At 71.8% G+C, this 20,006-nt stretch carries 14 protein-coding genes; 3 read left to right on the top strand and 11 right to left on the bottom strand.

All coding sequences use genetic code 11. The features are described from left to right. Positions 1-189: 189 nt before the first annotated feature. Together ACIO9J_RS09810 and ACIO9J_RS09805 are read right to left on the bottom strand one after the other, a co-directional pair. The gene (locus tag ACIO9J_RS09810) at positions 190-3,174 is read right to left on the bottom strand and encodes a putative bifunctional diguanylate cyclase/phosphodiesterase (RefSeq protein WP_401995238.1); all 2,985 of its coding nucleotides are present in this window, start codon (positions 3,172-3,174) and stop codon (positions 190-192) included. Positions 3,175-3,559: 385 nt separating this feature from the next. Beyond that, on the bottom strand, positions 3,560-4,525 hold the full coding sequence (locus ACIO9J_RS09805) for a 2-hydroxyacid dehydrogenase (RefSeq protein ID WP_401995235.1): 966 nt from the start codon (positions 4,523-4,525) through the stop codon (positions 3,560-3,562). 118 nt (positions 4,526-4,643) lie between these two features. On the opposite strand from ACIO9J_RS09805, the gene ACIO9J_RS09800 reads away from it, so the two are divergent. Continuing rightward, positions 4,644-5,660, top strand: a complete 1,017-nt coding sequence (locus ACIO9J_RS09800; RefSeq protein WP_401995232.1) for an aldo/keto reductase — start codon at positions 4,644-4,646, stop codon at positions 5,658-5,660. Positions 5,661-5,759: 99 nt separating this feature from the next. Then, complete coding sequence (locus tag ACIO9J_RS09795; protein ID WP_401995958.1) at positions 5,760-6,926, top strand: PQQ-dependent sugar dehydrogenase; 1,167 nt, start codon at positions 5,760-5,762, stop codon at positions 6,924-6,926. A gap of 43 nt (positions 6,927-6,969) precedes the next feature. On the opposite strand, the gene ACIO9J_RS09790 is transcribed toward ACIO9J_RS09795, so the two are convergent. The 7 genes from ACIO9J_RS09790 to ACIO9J_RS09760 all read right to left on the bottom strand — a co-directional run bounded on the left by ACIO9J_RS09790 (position 6,970) and on the right by ACIO9J_RS09760 (position 16,735). Beyond that, on the bottom strand, positions 6,970-7,239 hold the full coding sequence (locus ACIO9J_RS09790) for a DUF6191 domain-containing protein (RefSeq protein ID WP_401995229.1): 270 nt from the start codon (positions 7,237-7,239) through the stop codon (positions 6,970-6,972). A gap of 80 nt (positions 7,240-7,319) precedes the next feature. Next, positions 7,320-10,409: an AAA family ATPase gene (locus tag ACIO9J_RS09785; protein ID WP_401995226.1), complete on the bottom strand. Its 3,090-nt coding sequence runs from the start codon at positions 10,407-10,409 to the stop codon at positions 7,320-7,322. A gap of 67 nt (positions 10,410-10,476) precedes the next feature. Next, a complete protein-coding gene (locus tag ACIO9J_RS09780) occupies positions 10,477-10,695 on the bottom strand; it encodes a hypothetical protein (protein WP_401995223.1) in 219 nt (72 codons plus the stop codon). A gap of 158 nt (positions 10,696-10,853) precedes the next feature. Further along, entirely contained in the window at positions 10,854-11,546 is a 693-nt protein-coding gene (locus ACIO9J_RS09775) for a hypothetical protein (protein WP_401995220.1), read from the bottom strand. Between the two features lie 35 nt (positions 11,547-11,581). After that, complete coding sequence (locus tag ACIO9J_RS09770) at positions 11,582-12,139, bottom strand: GNAT family N-acetyltransferase (RefSeq protein ID WP_401995217.1); 558 nt, start codon at positions 12,137-12,139, stop codon at positions 11,582-11,584. After that, entirely contained in the window at positions 12,108-14,369 is a 2,262-nt protein-coding gene (locus tag ACIO9J_RS09765; RefSeq protein ID WP_401995214.1) for an MMPL family transporter, read from the bottom strand. Before ACIO9J_RS09765 ends, ACIO9J_RS09770 begins: the two co-directional genes overlap by 32 nt. 236 nt (positions 14,370-14,605) lie before the next feature. Then, positions 14,606-16,735 carry a phosphocholine-specific phospholipase C gene (locus ACIO9J_RS09760; protein WP_401995955.1) on the bottom strand — a complete coding sequence of 710 codons (2,130 nt, stop codon included), beginning with the start codon at positions 16,733-16,735 and terminating at the stop codon, positions 14,606-14,608. A 204-nt stretch (positions 16,736-16,939) separates the two neighbouring features. On the opposite strand from ACIO9J_RS09760, the gene ACIO9J_RS09755 reads away from it, so the two are divergent. Further along, complete coding sequence (locus ACIO9J_RS09755; RefSeq protein WP_401995211.1) at positions 16,940-18,169, top strand: SMI1/KNR4 family protein; 1,230 nt, start codon at positions 16,940-16,942, stop codon at positions 18,167-18,169. Positions 18,170-18,244: 75 nt separating this feature from the next. On the opposite strand, the gene gatB is transcribed toward ACIO9J_RS09755, so the two are convergent. Continuing rightward, positions 18,245-19,759, bottom strand: a complete 1,515-nt coding sequence (gatB, locus tag ACIO9J_RS09750) for an Asp-tRNA(Asn)/Glu-tRNA(Gln) amidotransferase subunit GatB (RefSeq protein WP_401995208.1) — start codon at positions 19,757-19,759, stop codon at positions 18,245-18,247. A gap of 16 nt (positions 19,760-19,775) precedes the next feature. Further along, positions 19,776-20,006, bottom strand: coding sequence for a hypothetical protein (locus ACIO9J_RS09745; protein WP_055544797.1), 231 nt, complete (start codon positions 20,004-20,006; stop codon positions 19,776-19,778).

Here is a 20,006-nt window from a genome sequence, read left to right as displayed (position 1 = left end):
GGGGTTTGGCAGGTGCCAGTGCAACAAAAAACCCCTCGTGCCGTGAGGCAAGCGAGGGGAGCGCGCCGGATACGGTCGCTGGGGTTCCGGAGTTCGGACCGGTCAGTCCCAGCTTCAGCCGACGCGCTTTCCAAGTACGAGAATTCGGGTGCGCATGGCATTGACCCTCCCCCCGGCACGCAATGCCTGTCAAGTAGGTGGGACGGGGGTCTCATTATGTGAGCGGGCGAAGCGCGGGACACCCGCCGTGAGCGTGCCCGGCGAGCCGCCCAGGAACGGCCCCGAGGCCCCGCTCGCGTACGGCGTGGCGGGCCCGCCCGCGAACACCGGCTCGGCCGGACAGCGCGGCACCCGGTACTCGCCCGTCGACAGCGCCCGGCGCAGCCGGTACTCGTCGAGGGGCCCGGAGAACGCCATGCCCTGCCCGTGCGTGCAGCCCATGGCGCGCAGCGCGACCACCTGTTCGGGCAGGTCGACGCCGTCGGCCACGGAGAGCAGCCCGAGGTCGCCCGCGATGCGAAGGAGACCCGAAGTGATCTTGTAGAGCCGCGCGGACTCGACGACGCCCTCGATCAGGCTGCGGTCCAGCTTCAGTACGTCCACGGGGAGCCGGCGCAGCGCCGTGATGGCCGCGTAGCCACTGCCGAACCCGCCGAGCGCGACGCGTACGCCGAGCCTGCGCAGGGCCGTGAGGCGGCGCTCCAGGTCGTCGAGCGGCACCCGCGGGTCGCTGTCGGCGAGCTCGATGATCAGCGCGCCCGAGGGCAGGCCGTGCCGCGTCAGCAGCGCCTCGATGGAGCCGAGCGGCATGGACCGGTCCAGGAGGCGCCGCGCGCTCATCCGTACGGCCACGGGCACCGCGTGCCCGGTGCGGCCGCGCTCCGCGGCCTGCTCGACGGCCTCCTCCAGCATCCAGCGGCCCAGCTCCGCTGTGCGGTCGCCCTCCCGTCCCTCGCCGTTCTCGGAGACACGCAGGAACTCGCCGGGGGTGAAGAGGATGCCCTGCGCCGAACGCCAGCGGGCCTGCGCGGCGACCGATGTGATCCGGCCACTGTCCAGGGAGACCACGGGCTGGTGGAGCAGCGCGAACTCCCCGTCGTGCAGGGCGGCGCGCAGCCGCGTGGCGAGCTCCGCCTTGCGTACGACGTCGGCCTGCATCTGGGGTGCGTAGAGCTCGACGCGGCCCTTGCCCGCGGCTTTGGCGCGGTACATCGCGAGGTCCGCGTTGCGCAGCAACTCCCCCGCGCCGATGCCCGGTTCGGCGAAGGACACCCCGATGGACGCCGCGACGCGTACGTCGTTGCCGTCGATGGCGTAGGGCTGGGACAGGGTGATTCTCAGCCGGTCGGCGAGCTCGAAGATATGCCGTTCTCTCGCGGCGTGGTCCCTGGTCCCGTCGCCGACGATGAGGGCCGCGAACTCATCGCCGCCGAGCCGGGAGGCGGTGTCGCCCGAACGCACCGCCTCCTGAAGTCTGCGCGCGGCCTGGATGAGGAGCTCGTCACCGGCCTGGTGGCCGATGGTGTCGTTGACGGCCTTGAAGCCGTCGAGGTCGATGAAGAGCACGGCCGTGCCCCGGTCGGTCACTCTCCGGCCGGTCAGCGCCTGGCTGACGCGCCGGGTGAACAGGGCACGGTTGGGCAGGTCGGTGAGCGGGTCGTGCTCCGCGTTGTGCTGCAACTGCGCCTGGAGCCTGACCCGTTCGGTCACGTCCCTGCTGTTGAAGATCAGGCCGCCCTGGTGGCGGTTGACGGTCGACTCGACGTTCAGCCAGTCGCCGTCGCCGGACTTGAAGCGGCACTCGATGCGGGTGGTGGGCTCATCGACGGGGTTGGCGGCGAGGAATCTGCGCACCTCGTGGACGACCCGGCCGAGGTCCTCGGGGTGCATGAGCGAGGCGAGTTCGGAGCCGACGAGCTCCTCGGCGTCGCGCCCGTAGACCCCGGCGGCGGCCGGACTCACGTACCGCAGGATGCCGTTCGGCGCGGCGATCATGATGACGTCGCTGGAGCCCTGCACCAGGGAGCGGAAGTGGTTCTCCTTCTGGGCCAGTTCCTGGGTGAGGGTGATGTTGTCCAGGAGCATGATGCCCTGGCGCACCACGAGGGCGAGCACGACGGTGCCCGCGGTGAAGAGCACGACGTGGTCCACGCTGCGCCCGCTGAGGATGTTGTAGAGGATCCCCAACGTGCAGACGGCGGCGGCCAGATAGGGCGTGAGGGCGGCCAGCGAACCGGCGATCGGGCGGGTCGCGGCGGCGAGCGCCCGCGGCTCCTCGGGACCGCTGTCGTACGTCACGTGCGCGGGTCCGTGACCGGCACCGTCCCGCGCGTGCCAGGGCGCCGCCCACGGTGCGTAGGCGAGCAGGAGCGAACCGGCGAACCAGCCCGCGTCCAGCATCTGCCCCGAGCGGTAACTGGCGTGCAGCAGCGGTGAGGTGAAGATCGCGTCGCACATGACGGTCAGGGCCAGCGCGCCGATCGCGGTGTTCACCGCGCTGCGGTTGGCGGACGATCGTCTGAAGTGCAGCGCCAGGACCATGCTGACGAGCGCGATGTCGAGCAGCGGATAGGCGAGCGAGAGCGCGGCGTGCGCGACGCTCTGGCCCTCGAACTGGGCGGTGTGCGCGAGGGCCAGGCTCCAGGAGAGCGTGAGGAGCGAGCCCCCGATCAGCCAGGAGTCGAGGGCGAGGCACACCCAACCGGCCTTCGTCACCGGCCGTTTGGCTAGCACGAGGAGGCCGATGATGGCGGGCGGGGCGAAGCACAGGAAGAAGAGGTCGGCGAGCCCCGGACTCGGCACGGGCTGTTCGAGGACGACCTCGTACCAGCCCCATACGCCGTTACCGAGTGCTGCCATCGCGGAGGAGAGCGCGAACAGCAGCCATGCGGGTCGAAACCGGCTGCGGCGGGTGCGTGAGTAGCGGAAGCAGGAGATCGCGGCGGCCGCGGCCGCGATGCTCAGCCCGAAGTCGCCCATGAACAGGGCGAGTCGGCCGGATCCCCAGCCGAGCGCCGATCCCGCGGCGTATCCGCCGCAGACGATCAGCAGGACCAGCTGGGAGACGAGACCGCGGCCGCCCGGCACGGGGCGGCGGGTCCCCGGGGCCCTGGGAGGCAGCTGTGCCGCCAGGCCCCCGTCGAGGACGGTGGCGCCGGACGGGCGGGCGTTCACCGGGCCGCCCTGGTCCGCGCCGCCCCCGTGTCCGTCCGGCCCCCGCGACAGCCGTGCTGGCTCTGTCGCTGATGGGTACGGCGTCGGCCGCTCGTGCGACAACTGCACCGCCTGCGTCTGCGGGCCGGTGCGCGTGAGAGTCGCCGGCGGCTGTCCCGCCGCGTCGGATCGTTCGCCCATAGGCCGTGCATCGCCCGTCGCCCCCCTCGCAGTCTGATGTCTCGTCCCCGCGCCGAACGGTCCACGGCGCATCCCCTGTCGGGACGATACACCAGTCTCGTCACTCAGGGACATAGTCGCTCTACTCTCCGTGACTACCGGCGGAGAAGCGGACACGGGGCGCACACGAGCGGGTGCGGAGCGTGCACGAACGGGTGTCAGGCGATCAACTGCCCGTCGTCAGCACGACGTTGCGCAGCGGCTGCCCGGCCGCGTACCGGCTCAGCTGATCGGCCAGCAGCCGCTTCGCGCGGGGCAGGAAGGCCGAACTGGAGCCGCCCACGTGCGGGCTGATGAGCACCCCGGGAGCGTGCCACAGCGGGTGACCTGCGGGCAGCGGTTCTGGATCGGTCACGTCCAGGGCGGCGGTGATCCGGCCGGACTCCAGTTCGGCGAGGAGCGCCTTGGTGTCGACCACGGGTCCGCGGGCGACGTTCACCAGGAGCGCGCCGTCCTTCATCCGCGCCAGGAAGTCGGCTCCCGCCAGGCCACGGGTGGTCTCGGTGAGCGGCGTCGAGAGGATGACGACGTCGGCTTCGGGCAGCAGAGAGGGCAGTTCGACGAGCGGATGCACGGGGCCGCGCTCCGTGGCACGGGCGGAGCGCGCGACGCGCGCCACCCGCGCGCAGTCAAACGGAGCGAGCCGGTCCTCGATGGCGGAACCGATCGATCCGTAGCCCACGATCAGGACGGACTTGTCGGCGAGCGCGGGGTAGAACCCGGCGTGCCACTCCTCCTCGCGCTGCCCCTCCACGAACCGCGGCAGGCCCCGCAGCGACGCGAGGACCAGGGTGAGCGCGAGCTCGGCGGTGCTCGTCTCGTGCACCCCACGGGCGTTGCACAGCCGCACGCCCGGCGCGAGGACGGGGATCCCCGGCTCCACGTGGTCGATCCCCGCGGTCAGTGTCTGTACGACGCCCACCGACGTCATCGCGGACAGCGGGCGTACCGCGATCTCCGTGCCCTTCATGTACGGCACCACGTAGAAGGCGCAGTCCGCCGGGTCGGCGGGGAAGTCGGGACCGCCGTCCCAGTAGCGGTAGTTGAGGCCCGCGTCGGCCGCCGGGGGCAGCCCCTCGACCTCGTGCGCCTCGAACGGGAGCCATACGTCTGTCGCCACATCTTTCGTCATGGTCAGGAGGCTAATGCGCCTCCCCGCGCGTGGCCTGCGGGGAGGCAGCGGTCGGGGCCGGGACGGCAGCGGTTAGTTTGGATGATCTCCGAACGAGGAGTGGGGAGGGCACGGCCAGGTGGAGCGCAGGACGATCGGTGCGGCGGCACTCGAAGTGGGCGCAGTCGGACTCGGTTGCATGCCGATGAGCTGGGCCTACACCGGTTCGCGGCAGCGGGGCGACGCGTCGGTGCGCACCGTGCACGCCGCGTTGGACGCCTCGGGGCGGGCGGCGACGCTGCTGGACACGGCGGACATGTACGGCCCCTTCACCAATGAGCTGCTGCTCGGCAGGGTGCTCAAGGAGCGGCGCGCGGACGCGTTCGTCTCGACGAAGTGCGGGCTGCTGGTGGGCGATCAGCACATCGTCGCCAACGGCCGCCCCGGCTATGTGAAGCGGGCCTGCGACGCCTCGCTGCGGCGGTTGCAGACCGACACCATCGACCTGTACCAGCTGCACCGCGCCGACCCCGAGGTGCCCGTCGAGGAGACCTGGGGCGCGATGGCGGAGCTCGTCGCCGCGGGGAAGGTGCGGGCGCTCGGGCTGTGCGCGGTGGGGGCGCGCGCCCGGCGGCGCCCGGCTCCCGGGCGGCCGGTGGCGGGGCTGCACGACACGACGATCCGGCAGCTTGAGCGGGTGCAGCAGGTCTTCCCGGTGAGCGCCGTGCAGGCCGAGCTGTCGGTGTGGTCGCCGGAGGCCCTGGACGCGCTGCTGCCCTGGTGCGAGGCGCGCGGGGTCGGCTTCCTCGCCGCGATGCCGCTGGGGAACGGTTTCCTCACGGGGACGCTGACGCCGGGCCAGGGCTTCGAGCCGGACGACCTGCGGGCCAGGCACCCCCGCTTCACCGCCGAGATGATGGCCGCCAACCAGCCGCTGGTGGTGGGCCTGCGCCGGATCGCGGAGCGGCACGGCGCGACGCCCGCGCAGATCGCGCTCGCCTGGGTGCTCGAACAGGGCCGGCACGTGGTGCCGGTGCCCGGCGCGAAGCGGGACCGCTGGGCGGTGGAGAACGCGGGGGCGGCGGCGGTGCGCCTGACACCGGCGGACCTGGCGGAGCTCGCGGCGCTGCCCGCGGCGTTGGGGTCGTGGGACTGAGAGGCGCGGGACCGGGCCGTGGGGATCTCGTCGTGGCGGATCGGGAACCTGCGGGGCGCGAGCGGTGTATGAACAGTAGAAGCGCTGCGTCGAAGGGACCTGATCGTGCAACGACCTGCTGTTACGGCCGTATTGGCCGCCGCTGCCCTCGTGTTCGCGGCCGGGTGCTCGTCCGGCGGAGGTGACGATTCCGGCGGGCGGGACGGCTCGCGGGACCCGGGCACGTCGAGCCCGTCCCCGAGCGGGAAGCCCGGCGCCGACGCCCCACCGGAGAAGGGCTCGGCGAAGGTCACCCGCACCCTCACCAAGGACCTGAGGTCCCCGTGGGGCCTCGCGGCGCTCCCCGGCGGTGACCTCCTGGTGTCCTCACGGGACAAGGGGACGATCACTCGTGTCGACACCGATTCGGGCAAGAAGACGGAGCTCGGCTCGGTGCCGGGCGTCTCCCCCGGCGGCGAGGGCGGCCTGATGGGCCTCGCCGTCTCCCCCACGTACGCATCGGACCACATGGTGTACGCGTACTTCACGACGGAGTCCGACAACCGCGTCGCCCGCATGCTGTACGACGAGAAGAAGCCCTCCGGCGAGCAGTTGGGCGCACCCGACACCATCTTCAAGGGCATCCCCAAGGGCATGATCCACAACGGCGGCCGGATCGCCTTCGGCCCGGACAAGATGCTGTACGCGGGCACGGGCGAGACGGGTGACACCGGCCTCGCGCAGGACAAGAAGTCCCTGGGCGGCAAGATCCTCCGCCTCACCCCGGACGGCGAACCGGCCCCCGACAACCCCTTCGGTGACTCCCCCGTCTATTCGTACGGCCACCGCAATGTGCAGGGTCTCGCCTGGGACGAGCGCAAGCGCCTCTGGGCCTCGGAGTTCGGCCAGGACACCTGGGACGAGCTGAACGAGATCAAGGCCGGTGACAACTACGGCTGGCCGGAGGCCGAGGGCAAGGCCGGTGAGGACGGGTACCACGACCCGGTCGCCCAGTGGAAGACCTCCGAGGCCTCACCGAGCGGCGTCGCGTACGCGGAGGGCTCGGTCTGGATGGCGGGGCTGCGCGGCGAGCGGCTGTGGCGCGTCCCGGTCCGGGGCATGACACCGGCGGGAAAGCCGGAGGCGCATCTGAAGGGTGAGTACGGCAGGCTGCGTACGGTGCTCGCGGCGGGCGGCGACAAGCTCTGGCTGGTCACGAGCGAGACGGACTCGCGGGGGACGCCGGAGAAGGGGGACGACAGGATCCTGGAGGTGGAGGTGAAGTGACGCGACCACGGGATCGGCGGGAGGTCCGGGAGGTCGAGGAGGGCTAGCTCTGACCGGACGAGTCCGACTCCTCGGAGCGGGCTGCCTCCTCCGGGTCGGATATCTCCTCCGCTATCTCCTCCGCGCCGGATATCTCGTCCGCGGGCGACGCCGACACCGGGGCGCGGACGACCACCTTGCCCGACGTCAGATCTATCGGTCCCCGGCCGGGATCACCGTCGGCGAGGTCCACGCGCGTCAGTTCCAGGCGTTTCTTCTCCTCCTCGGTGTGCCTGCGTCCCGGTGCGAAAAGAGCTTCGAACGGAGTGAACACTGCGCCTCCCTGGAGCCGAGTCTCTGCCGTCAAGCGTAGGCGAGCGCGACAGAAACCGGCCGGGGCCCGAGAAGCGCAGGTCAGCCGGGTGTCACCGCGCTCTCGACCGGGAAGAGCCGTAGCCGGTGGGCGAGCGCGGCGGCTTCGCCGCGGCCGGTGACGGAGAGCTTGGCGAGGATGTTGGAGACGTGGACGCTCGCCGTCTTCGGGGAGATGAACAGCTCCTCGGCGATCTGGCGGTTGCTGCGGCCCACCGCGACCAGGCGCAGCACGTCGCGCTCCCGGCTGGTCAGGCCGAGCGCGTCGGCGGGATCGGCGGGGGCGGCGGGCTCCCTGGCGGCCTCGGCCCTGTCGAGGTTGAGGCGGGCGCGCTGGGCGAGACCGGTGACGGCGTCGGCGAGCGGCCGGGCGCCGAGCCGCTCGGCCTCCTGACCGGCCTGGCGCAGGAGGTGGGCGGCGCGGTCGCGGTCCGTGCCGTTCGCGGTGAGGAGGGACTCGGCGAGGCGCAGCCGCGCCTGGGCGAGGTCGTAGGGGCGGTCCATGGGTTCCAGGGCGGTGACCACGGCGGACCAGTCGTCGGGGCGGTCGCGGCCCTCGGAGCGCAGGAGTTCGGCGCGCGTCCACTCGTCGTAGGCGCGCCAGAGCGGGATGGGGGTGGCGAGGGCCTTGGCGGCCTTGCGGATCAGTTCGACGGCGGCGGGGCGGCCGGGCTCGGCGACGGGCAGGCCCCGGGCGTCGGCCTCCATCGTGGCGGCGGCGAGCACCAGCGGCCAGCCGTACTTGTAGGTGCCGACGGGCAGGCCGGTGGCGACGCCGCGTTCGAACTCGGCGCGGCCGTCCAGGACGCGCCCCTCGCCCGCGGCGATGTCGAGGGCGATGCGGATCAGCAGAAGGAGGTACTGGGGTTGCGGGTCATGGGTGCCGAGGTGCTGGTGGGCGATCTGCATGTGCCGGGTGGCGGCGGTGAGGTCGCCGCGGAAGAGCGCCATGCGCGCGGTGCGTTCGGCGGCGGAGACCCGCGGCTTCGAACTCTGCACGCAGCGCTGGGTCTGGGTGACGGCCTCGGCCGCCTCGTCCCAGCGGCCGAGGGAGATGAGGGACTCGGCCGCGTTGGCCCAGACCCAGCCCTCGGTGTCCACCAGGCCGTACTTCCGGCAGAACTCGATGCCTTCCTTCGCGACCCGCACCGCCTCGGCGGAGCGGCCGACGCCTTCGAGGGACGAGGGCAGGTTGATGTGGGCGCGGCTCAGATTGGTGACCAGGGCCTCGCGGACGACGCGGTCCCTGATCTCGTACATCTCGGCGAGGCCCGTCTCGGGGTCGCCCGCCTCGATGAGGAGGGCGCCGCGGGTGAGCCGGGCGTTGAGCTCGATGACGTCGGCCCCGACCATGCGGGCGTACTCGACGGCCTGTTCGGCGACGGCGAGCGTCTCGGCGCCCGGGTCGTGCAGCATGCCCCAGGAGGCGCGGTGTACGAGGACCTCCGCGTGCACCTCGGAGGGCGGCAGGCCGCGGACGAGTTCCTGCGCCTTGGCGATCTCCTCCCAGCCGTCGCCGCGGCCGAGGGTGGAGATGAGACGGGAGCGGGCGATCCAGAACCAGGCCGAGCGCAGCGGGTCGTGCCCGTCGTCCAGGAGCCGCAGGGCGCGCTTGGTGATCTTCAGGGCACGGTCGCGTTCGCCGCAGAGCCGGCCGGCGACGGTGGCCTCGGCCATCAGGTCCAGATAGTCCAGCGGGGTGGTGGCCGGGTCGCAGCCGCAGGGCGGGTAGCCCTCCACGTAGTCGGCGGGGCGCAGCTCGTCGCGGACGGCGTCGGGGGCGTCGTCCCAGAGCTCCATCGCCCTCTCCAGCAGGCGCAGTTGCTCGGCGTAGGCGTGCCGGTGACGGGCCTCGACGGAGGCGCCGAGTACGGCAGGCAGGGCCTTGGCGGCATCGTGCGCGTAGTACCAGTAGGTGGCGAGGCGGGCGGCGCGCTGGTCGGCGGAGACGAGTGCGGGGTCGGACTCCAGGGCCTGAGCGAAGCGGCGGTTGATGCGGGAGCGTTCGCCGGGCAGCAGGTCGTCGCTGACGGCCTCGCGGACCAGGGAGTGCCGGAAGCGGTAGCCGTCGCCGTCCGGCGAGGCGAGCAGGATGTTGGCGCCGACCGCGGCCCGCAGCGCCTGGATCAGGTCGTCCTCGGCGAGCCCGGTGACCGCGGCGAGCAGTTCGTACTCGACGGTGGAGCCGCCCTCGGCGACGATCCGGGCCACCCGCTGGGTGGCCTCCGGCAGGGCCTCGACCCGGACGAGGAGCAGATCGCGCAGCGAGTCCGTGAGGCCCGCGCAGCTGGTGCCGTGGGCGGCGACCGCGAGCTCCTCGACGAAGAAGGCGTTGCCGTCGGAGCGCTCGAATATGTCGTCGACCAGGGACGGTTCGGGTTCGGCCGCGAGTATCCCGGCCATCTGGCGGGCGACCTCGTCCTTGCTGAACCGGCCGAGTTCGATGCGCCGCACCGTGCGCAGCCGGTCCAGCTCGGCGAGCAGGGGGCGCAGCGGGTGGCGGCGGTGGATGTCGTCGGCGCGATAGGTGGCGAGCAGGACGAGCCGGCCGCCGCGCAGCGTGCGGAAGAGGTAGGCGAGGAGGTGCCGGGTCGATGCGTCGGCCCAGTGCAGGTCCTCCAGGGCGAGCACGATGGTGCGCTCGCGCGAGAGCCGTTCCAGGAGGCGGGCGGTGAGTTCGAAGAGGCGGGCCATGCCCTGCTCGTCGGGCCTGGCGCCCGGGTGGCCGCCCGGTGCGGTGGAGCTCAGTTCGGGCAGCAGCCTGGCGAGCTCCTCCTCCTGGCCCGCGGCCGCGGCGGCGAGTTCGTCGGGGAGCCTGCGGCGCAGTGCGCGCAGCGCGGTGGAGAAGGGGGCGAACGGCAGGCCGTCGGCGCCGATCTCGACGCATCCGCCGAGCGCGACGACGGCGCCCCGCTCCTCGGCCGCCGCGGTGAACTCCTCGACGAGGCGCGTCTTGCCGACGCCCGCCTCGCCGCCGAGCAGCAGCGCCTGGGGCTCACCCGTGCCGGAATCCCCGGCTCCGGCGAGCGGGGATCCCGTGGCACGGGCGAGTGCTTCGTTGAGTGCGCCCAGTTCGTCGGCTCGGCCGACGAACACCGGGCTGACGGACCTGGTCTCCACAGCGGCGAGCATCGCACAGTGCCCTGCCCTCGCGGCACCCGCTGTCCGACCAGTGATCACCGACACGTTCCCGGTCCGCTCAGGCGGCCCGCGTGAAGCGGCCCCTGCCGAGCTGCGCTCTCACCCGCCCCTCGGCTTCGTCGCGGGCCGATCGGCGGGCGGCGGCCGTGGCCTTGCGGGCCTCGCGGACCAGGCGGTGGTGCGCGGCCGCCTGGGCCAGCTCGGCGGCGCGCATCTGGTGCATCTCGTAGTCGAACATCTCGTACCCCTCGGGTCTGGTGGTTCCTGTGGTGTCCATCGCTCTCTGCGATGTCTCCACTCTCTTCTCCCAGGGGGGTCGCTCACATCGGGCGAGTGCCGCATCTCCATGAGGCGGGGGGCCTTAGGTACGACGAAGGGCGGGGCGGGGTCCTTAGACCCTGCCCCGCCCCTGCCTTACGGCGTGCGCGGAACGGCTCAGGAAGGTGCGGAAGGCAGCCCGAGCAGCAGGTCGGAGTACTTGGCGATGGCGAGGAGCAGCCCGATCACACCGAGCACGACGCCCGCCCACGCCACGGACTTGATCCACGGCGCCTGCTCCTGGCCGGGGGCCCCGAACGCGGGCCTGGCGAGGACCACGAACCCGGCGACCAGCGCCGCGAGGGCGAAGATCCCGGCGATCATCGCGGTGGACTGCCAGGAGTCGCCGTACAGGGCCTGGAGCTGGTCGGCGACGCCCGCGGACTGCTTCCGCTGCATCTCCAGCTGCCCCGTGATGTTCGCGCGGGCCCCGGCGATCGTGCCGAGCCAGCCGCCGGAGAGGCCGATCACGCCGAGCGCGGCCGCGACGACGGCCGTCGCGCCCTGGCCGACGCCGGTGGACTTGGCGGCCGCGGACTCGGCAACGGCGTCGTCCAGGTCGTCCTCGTCCTCGTTCTCCTCGACGTCACCCGCTTCGGTGGCGCCGGCCGAGGTGGCATCGGCCGAGGTGGCGGCGTCCGCCTTCGTGACGTCGGTCTTCTCCGACTTCCCCGCCGTCTGCGTCGTGTCGGCCGTGTCCTTGTCGGCCGCGTCGGCCTTCGCGGACGCGGTCACGTCCTCGGTCCCGGCGGCATCCTCTGTTCCGGGCGCTTCCTTGGCCCCGGCCGCCTCATCAGTCTTGGTTCCCATGCCCCGCACCGTACGGACGGAGTCTGAGAAGTCTCTTAACGAGCGTCCCGCGCGGCGCGCCACTCCGGCGCGAGCACCGACCACACCTCCATGTCGTGCCGCACCCCCTGCCAGGGGAAGCTCTCGCGCAGCACGCCGTCCAGGGTGAACCCGAGCCGCTTGGCCGCCGCCTTGCTGCGGTCGTTGCGGGAGGAGACGAGCCACTCCACGCGGTGCATGCCGCGCACGTCGACGGCCCAGTCGACGAGGACCCGCGAGGCCTTGTGCACCAGGCCGCGCCCGGCCACCGTCGGCTCCAGCCAGACGGCGAGCTCGCAGCCGTCCACGCTGGTGTCGAAGATCCGGAAGGCGACCCCGCCGACGAGCGTGCCGTCCAGCCAGATGCCGTAGAAGCGGCCGGTGTCGGCGGCCTGCTTGTCGGCGTACTTCTGGAGGTGCCTGCGCGCGGTCTCCAGGTCCTTCACGGTCACGGTGAAGGGGACCCACTCCCCCGTGTACTCCCGCGCCCTCTCGACGTGCTCCAGGAACTCCTGCGCCTGCCACGGTTCGACAGGTCGCAGCTCAGCGCCCTCGTCCAGCGATATCGCGAACATCCCGCTCCCCTAGCCCCTGTGCGTCGTCGTGTACGTCCCGCTGTCCGGGGATCCTCGCACGGTCGTCGCGCGGTTTCGAACGACATTCGGGCGGCTCGATGCTGATGCGCGGCAGGAGCCGGTCGAGGCGCCTGGGCAGCCACCAGTTGGCGCCGCCGAGCAGATGCATGAGCGCCGGGACGAGCAGGGTGCGCAGCACGAAGGCGTCGAGCGCGACCGCGGCCGCGAGCGCTATGCCGAACATCGCGATGACCCGGTCGCCGCTGAGCACGAACGCCAGGAAGACCGAAATCATGATCACGGCGGCGGAGTTGATGACGCGGCTCGTCTCGGCGAGACCGACCCGCACGGCCCTGCGGTTGTCCCCGGTCTCCAGCCACTCCTCGTACATCCGGCTGACCAGGAAGACCTGGTAGTCCATGGAGAGGCCGAAGAGGACGGACACCATGATCACGGGCAGGAAGGGTTCGATGGGTCCCGCCCTGCCGAGCCCGAGCAGTTCGCTGCCCCAGCCCCACTGGAAGATCGCGACGACGATCCCGAAGGCGGCGGCGACCGCGGCGACGTTCATCGCGGCGGCCTTGAGCGGTATGCCGATCGAGCGGAAGGCGAGCAGGAGCAGTACGCAGCCGAGGCCGATGACGACGCCCACGAAGAGCGGCAGCTTGCCGACGATGATCTCCGCGAAGTCGTCGTAGCTCGCGGTGACGCCGCCGACCCGCACGTCGAGGGAGCTGTCCGCGCCGGCCTTCGGCAGCACGTCGTCGCGCAGCCGGTCGACGAGTTCGCTGGTCGCCTCGGACTGCGGGGACGAGTCGGGGACGACCGTGAGGAAGGCGGTGCGGCCGTCCTCGGCGTACGTCACCGGGCTCACGGAGGCGACGCCCTCGGTCGACTTCAGGGTGGTGCCGAGGTCGGTGAGCGCGTTGCGGTCGCCCGCGCCGTAGACCTCGCTGACCAGCGTCAGCGGGCCGTTGACGCCGGGGCCGAAGCCGTCGGCGAGCAGGTCGTAGGCCTGCCGGGTGGTGGCGGACGCCGGGTTGTTGCCCTGGTCGGACGTGCCCAGGTGGAGCGCGAAGGTGGGCAGCGCGAGGACCGTCATCACGACGACGGCGAGGGCGCCGAGCAGCTTGGGGTGGCGCTCCACGAAGGCGGCCCAGCGGGCGGCGAAGCCGGTGGGCAGTTCCGGCTCGGGCCCGTGCGCGGCGAGCCTGCGCCGTTCGCGGCGGCTGAGCACGCGCGGCCCCGCCCAGGACAGGAGGGCGGGCAGCAGGGTCACGGACGCGGCGACGGTGAGCACCACGGTGAGGGAGGCGGCGATCGCGACCCCGTTGAGGAAGCTGAGCCGCAGGATGAGCATGCCGAGCAGCGCGATGCAGACGGTGGCGCCCGCGAAGACGACGGCGCGGCCGGTGGTGGCGACCGCCCGCTCGGCGGCCTCGGCCACGGGCAGGCCGCGTTTGAGGCCCTTGCGGTGTCTGGTGACGATGAAGAGGGCGTAGTCGATGCCGACGCCGAGCCCGATCAGGGTGCCCAGCATCGGCGCGAAGTCCGCGACCGTCATCAGATGGCCGAGCAGCACGATGCCCGCGTACGCCGTGCCCACCGAGACCAGCGCGGTGGCGATGGGCAGCGAGGCGGCGGCGAGCGAGCCGAAGGCGAGGAAGAGGACGACGGCGGCGACGGCCACTCCGACGATCTCGGCGACCTGGGCGCTCTTGGACTCGGTGAGCCCGATGGCGGTGCCGCCGAGCTCGACCTGGAGGTGGTCGGACGCGGCGGCCTTGGCGGTGTCGACGACCGCCTGCGCGTCGCCCTCGGCGATGTCGTCGGCCTGCTCGTGGAAGGTGACGGTCGCGTACGCGGTACGGCCGTCGGCACTGATCTGGGCCGCGCCCCCGGTCTCGTACGGGCTGGTCACCGATGCCACCGCGGGCATCCCGGCGATCTTGTCCAGGGCCTTGGACACCGTCTGCTCGACGTCGGCGGCGCGCACGGTGGTGCCTGCCCCGGTGTGCCAGACGACGGTGTCGCTGTCGCCGCCGAGGCCGTGGAAGCCCTCGTTCAGGAGCTGGGTGGCGCGGCCCGACTCGGTGCCGGGCACCTCGTAGTCGTTGGAGTACGCGGATCCGGCGACCGCGGCCGCCGAGGCGGTGCCGCCGAGAGCCAGCAGCCACAGCAGGACGACGACGAGGCGGTGCCTGACACACCACCGGGCGAGTGCTGCCACGGGCTGGCTCCCTGGATGGTTCGTGGATCTTTATCGGGAACAGCAGCTAAACGACTGAACCGCCCGCAAAGAACGCATGAGAGGCGACTTGAGCGCCGGAGTCACCTTGACAGCCCTTGGAGATCCTTAGTCCCTTTCGTGGCCTTACTCACAAGGGCACAAGAGGTGTGCTGGGGCCGCACGCGGAGCGCGCGGGGGCTCGCACCGGACCCCCGCGCGCTCCTCGCACACGGGCCTCAGCCCGAGACGCTCGCGCGCCCGTTCTCGATGTGCCCCATCAGCCGTCGCCGGAAGGCTCCGTCGCCCTCCGCGGTGACCTCGACGTCGTACCAGCCGTGCTCGTCGGCGGTCCGCCAGGCGATCGTGCGGCTGCTGCCCGCCCGGACGCGGATGGTTCGCGTCCGCGACCGAATGTCGGATTCATCCACATATCCGAGCGGCTTGACCGTGAAGACGAGCTGCTCGCGGCCCCGGTTGGCCAGTGTGAGGTGGATCTCACGACGGGTGATCGCGGAGGCGAGGCGCGCGCCACCGTCAGCACCCCGCTTGCCGCCCTCGCCGGGCTTGCCGCCCGCGAACTCGCGCCGGAAGCCGTTCGGCCCGGTGACCGTGAAGGCGTACGTGTCCCCCGGCACCGGCACGGTCCAAGTGCTCTTGCGCACGACGTCCCGGTGCTGCGGGAGCGTGAACTCACCGGCGTAGGGATAGAGCGCGAAGTGCGCGCTGGAGCTGCCGCCGTTGCGCAGCCGCACGGTGAGCGAGCCGCCGTCGCCCGGTGTCACGTCCGCGTCGGGCTGGTAGGGCAGCGGCCTGGCGCGGCGGGTGCCGGGCTCCTGGACGGGCATGGACTGCTTCAGGGGCGGCTGCGGGTTCCAGCGGCCGGTGAACTCCGGGATGGCGCCCGGCTGTTCGACCTCGGGCTGACGGTGGCCACGCCGGAAGTCGAAGGCGCCGGTGAGGTCGCCGGTGACCTTGCGGCGCCAGGCGCTGATGTTGGGCTCGCGCACCCCGGTCCACTTCTCCAGGAAGCGCACCACGGAGGTGTGGTCGAAGACCTCGGAGCAGACGTAGCCGCCGACGGTCCAGGGCGAGACGACCAGCATGGGCACGCGCACGCCGAGCCCGGTCGGCTTGCCCTCCCAGCGCTCCTCCTTCTCCTCGGCCGACTCGGTGCCCGGCACGGGCGGCGGCACGTGGTCGAAGAAGCCGTCGTTCTCGTCGTAGTTGATGAACACGGCGGTGCGCCGCCACACCTCGGGGTGCGAGGCGAGCGCGTCGAGCACCTTGTAGACGATGGTCGCGCTGTGGATCGGCGAGGAGACGCTGGGGTGCTCGGAGTCCTGCGCGGACGGCACCAGATAGCTGACCTTCGCGAGCTTGCCGCGCGCGACGTCCTTGGCGAACTCCTCGGCGAGCTTCCCGGTCGGCACGCGGCGCAGACCGCGCTCGAAGAGGGACCGCTCGCGCCGGTTCAGCGTGCCGACACCCTCTTCGAGGGCGGCCAGCAACTTGGCGCGCTCGGTCTCGTCCTTGGCGTCGCGCACCTTGGCGTAGAAGGCCTCCATGTAGGTGAGGCCGGTCTTGGCGAGCACCTTGCGGGCGATGGCCTTGAAGGTGGCGAAGAACTCGATCTGGTTGTCGGTGAAGTTCTCCCACTCCGTGTACGTCTGCCAGCTCACACCCGCTCTCTCCAGGCGCTCGGCGTACGTCCCCCAGTCGTAGCCGGGGTGCTTGCCCTCGTCGTAGGCGTCGTTGCCGACGGCCCGCTTGCCGTTCGCCTCGTAGCCCGTCTTGCCGCTCCACAGGTGGTTGCGGTTGGGGCTGGTGGAGGTGTGGATGGAGGAGTGGTAGGCGTCGCAGACGGTGAAGGTGTCGGCGAGTTCGTAGTGCAGCGGGATGTCCTGGCGCGTGTAGTACGCCATCGTGGCCGCGGTCTTGGCGGTGATCCAGCCGTCCGACCAGCCGTCGTGCCACGCCTTGGAGCCGCCGCTCCAGGAGTGGTCGAGCGCCCCGATGTACTGGAGGTCCTTCTTCTGCGTCTCGGCGGCGCCGCGGACCGGGAAGGGCAGGACGGTGCGCAGCCCGGCGGGCTGCTCGAAGACCGTCTTGCCGCTGGGGAGCGTGATCGCGTTGCGGTCGCCGAAGCCGCGGACGCCGCGCAGGGATCCGAAGTAGTGGTCGAAGGAGCGGTTCTCCTGCATCAGGATGACGACGTGCTCGATCGAGTCGAGGCCGCCGCCCCTGTGCCGCGGCTCCTGCGCGAGCGCCTCCTGCAGCGAGGGCGGCAGGAAGGAGCCGACCGCGGCGGCTCCGAGCGCACCCCCACCGATCGCCATCAGGCGCCTGCGCGACATCTCCGGCGTCACATCTCCCACGTCCGACCTCCCAGTCGACACCCAATGGTTCACGGTTGATCCATTGACCTGTTCGGCGGGGACGCTAGTGACGTCCGGTTTACCTGTGAAGTCCGTGGACCAAAGTCGCGGTGAACGTCCAAATGGTTCTGGACGGAATGATGCTGATTCCTGCTCAGGACGGCGTTGTCAGTGCCGGGTGCCATCCTCGGATTCATGGATCTCACCGCGCGCATCGCCGCCTTCACGGACCTGTTCGGGCCGCCGCCCGGCACCGCGCCCGCCGTCGACTGGGACGCCGTGGAGGCCTGGCTCGAAGTCCCGCTGCCCGCGGAGTACAAGGCGCTCGTCTCGGCGTACGGACCGGTGGAGATAGGCGAGTTGGGCTCCGGCGCCATCCGCCTGCACACGCCGTGCACGAGCTCGGACGGGCGGTACGAGTACGCGTCGTGGGTGGTGGAGACCCACCGTCACTCCGCGATCCGCCCCTGGATGTTCATGGCGAAGGACCGCGAGGAGCGCCGCTTCCTGCCCGACGAGGGCGGCCTGCTCGCCTTCGCCACGACGTCGGACGGCGACCACCTGTTCTGGGACACCTCGCTGTCCAAGGACCCCGACGCGTGGCCCGTGGTGCTCCTGACCACCTCCGTCGCGGTGGGCGTCGCGGAGCCCTGGGTGGCGTACGGAGTGCCGTTTCTTGAGCTCCTGTCCACCGCGGCCCGCGGCGGCGTGCCGCATCCGGCCGGGCCCGACGGCCTGTTCGGACCGCTCGCCCCCACCGTGCGGACCTGGTCGCCGCTGGCGGGCGCCGCGCCCTGGACCCTGCCGCCCCGCGGTTCGTACGTGGACGGCCGTCAGCACACCGCGCTCACCGAGGGCGAGGGCCTGGACGCGATCACCGCGCTGATACCCCCGCCCCTCACCCCGCACCTGGGCGATGGCACGTGGGAGCAGGTCTTCGAGCGGCTGGGCACCCGGCTGCCCCAGGACTTCACCGCCCTCAGCGAGCAGTACGGCGCGGGGAACTGGAGCTGGTGGATCGACATGCCGGCCCCGCTCGACCTCGACCACCGGCTCGGCCTCGCCGCCCAGGCAGAGGAGATGCTGGAGGGCTACCGCTCCCTGCGCGAGGCGCACCCCGAGTACCACCCCATGCCCGCCTGGCCCGAGCCCGGCGGCTTCCTGCCGGTCGTCTCGACGATCGACGGGGACCAGATCGGCTGGTGCGCCGAAGGCCCCGACCCCGACCGGTGGCGCGTCGCCGTGCACCCCCGGCACGCCGACCAGGAACCGCCGCTGGCGGGGAACTTCACCGGGACGCTGCTCAACTGGCTGCGCGGCGGCCCCTCCGCGTCCGAGGGCTTCCGCGGGCTGCGCGCTGACCAGGACCCCCTGGACCACATGTTCTTCGAACCCTTCGGGCCGCCCCGGCCCGAGGGCGACTAGCCCGGCGTCCCAGGACGCGCCGAGGGCGGCCCACCCCGGAAGGTGCACCGCCCTCGTCGTGTCGCCCGGTGGGCCTCAGCCCTCGCTGACGCCCAGCTTCTCCAGGATCAGCTCCTTGACGCGGGCCGCGTCGGCCTGGCCACGGGTGGCCTTCATGACCGCGCCGACCAGCGCGCCGACCGCGGCGACCTTGCCGCCGCGGATCTTGTCGGCGATGGCGGCGTTGCCCGCGATGGCCTCGTCGACGGCCGTCGTCAGCGCGCCCTCGTCGGAGACGACCTTCAGGCCGCGCTTCTCGACGACCTCGTCCGGCGTGCCCTCGCCCTTGAGGACGCCCTCGATGACCTGGCGCGCCAGCTTGTCGTTGAGGTCACCCGCGGCGACGAGCGCGGTCACCCTGGCGACCTGCGCCGGGGTGATGGCGAGCTCTTCGAGGGTCTTGCCCGACTCGTTGGCGTTGCGGGCCAGTTCGCCCATCCACCACTTGCGGGCCGACGCCGCGTCGGCGCCCGCCTCGGTGGTGGCGACGATCGGGTCGACCGCGCCCGCGTTGAGGATCGACTGCATGTCGTGCTCGGTGACGCCCCACTCCTCGCGGAGCCGGTTGCGGCGCACCCGCGGCATCTCGGGCAGGGCGGCCCGCAGCTTCTCCACCCACTCCCTGGCGGGAGCGACCGGGACCAGGTCCGGCTCGGGGAAGTAGCGGTAGTCCTCGGCGTTGTCCTTGATGCGACCGGACGTCGTGGAGCCGTCTTCCTCGTGGAAGTGCCGGGTCTCCTGGACGATCGTGCCGCCGCCGTTGAGGACCGCCGCGTGCCGCTGGATCTCGAAGCGCGCGGCGCGCTCCACGGAACGCAGCGAGTTGACGTTCTTGGTCTCCGAGCGGGTGCCGAACTCCTCGCGCCCGTGCGGGCGCAGCGACAGGTTCACGTCGCAGCGCATCTGGCCCTTGTCCATCCGGGCCTCGGACACGTCGAGCGCCTTGATGACCTCGCGCAGCTCGGCGACGTACGCCTTGGCGACCTCGGGGGCCCGCTCGCCCGCGCCCTCGATCGGCTTGGTGACGATCTCGATGAGCGGGATGCCCGCGCGGTTGTAGTCGAGGAGCGAGTGCGAGGCGCCCTGGATGCGGCCGGTGGCGCCGCCGACGTGCGTCGACTTGCCGGTGTCCTCCTCCATGTGGGCGCGCTCGATCTCCACGCGGAAGACCTCGCCGTCCTCCAGCTGGACGTCCAGATAGCCGTTGAAGGCGATCGGCTCGTCGTACTGGGAGGTCTGGAAGTTCTTCGGCATGTCCGGATAGAAGTAGTTCTTCCGGGCGAAGCGGCACCACTCGGCGATCTCGCAGTTCAGCGCGAGGCCGATCTTGATGGCCGACTCGACGCCGATCTCGTTGACCACCGGCAGGGCGCCGGGCAGGCCGAGGCAGGTCGGGCAGGTCTGCGAGTTCGCGTCGGCGCCGAGCGTCGTCGAACAGCCGCAGAACATCTTGGTCTTGGTGCCGAGCTCGACATGGACCTCGAGGCCCATGACGGGGTCGTACGTCGCGAGGGCTTCCTCGTACGACACCAGGTCAGTAGTGACAGTCACGGTGAAACTTTCCCTCTCAGCCCAGCAGGACGTCGTCGTCGCCGAGGCGCTTGAGCTCACGGAAGAGCAGCGCGACGCCGGTGGCGATGGCGGCAGCGGAGACGACGGCGTCCACGAGACGGAGCGTGTCGTGCTCGTAGCGGGCCTTCTTGGCCTGCTTGAGCACGCTGATCGCGCCGAACGCGGTGGTGCCGATCGACAGATACGTACCGGTCTTGGACTTCTTGAAGCCCTTGGCCTTGGTCAT

Origin of the sequence: Streptomyces sp. NPDC087300, assembly GCF_044744425.1 — a bacterium.
Lineage (GTDB): Bacteria > Actinomycetota > Actinomycetes > Streptomycetales > Streptomycetaceae > Streptomyces.
The sequence above is the reverse complement of the archived record's forward strand: the minus strand, read 5'-3'. Positions and strand labels throughout refer to the sequence as shown.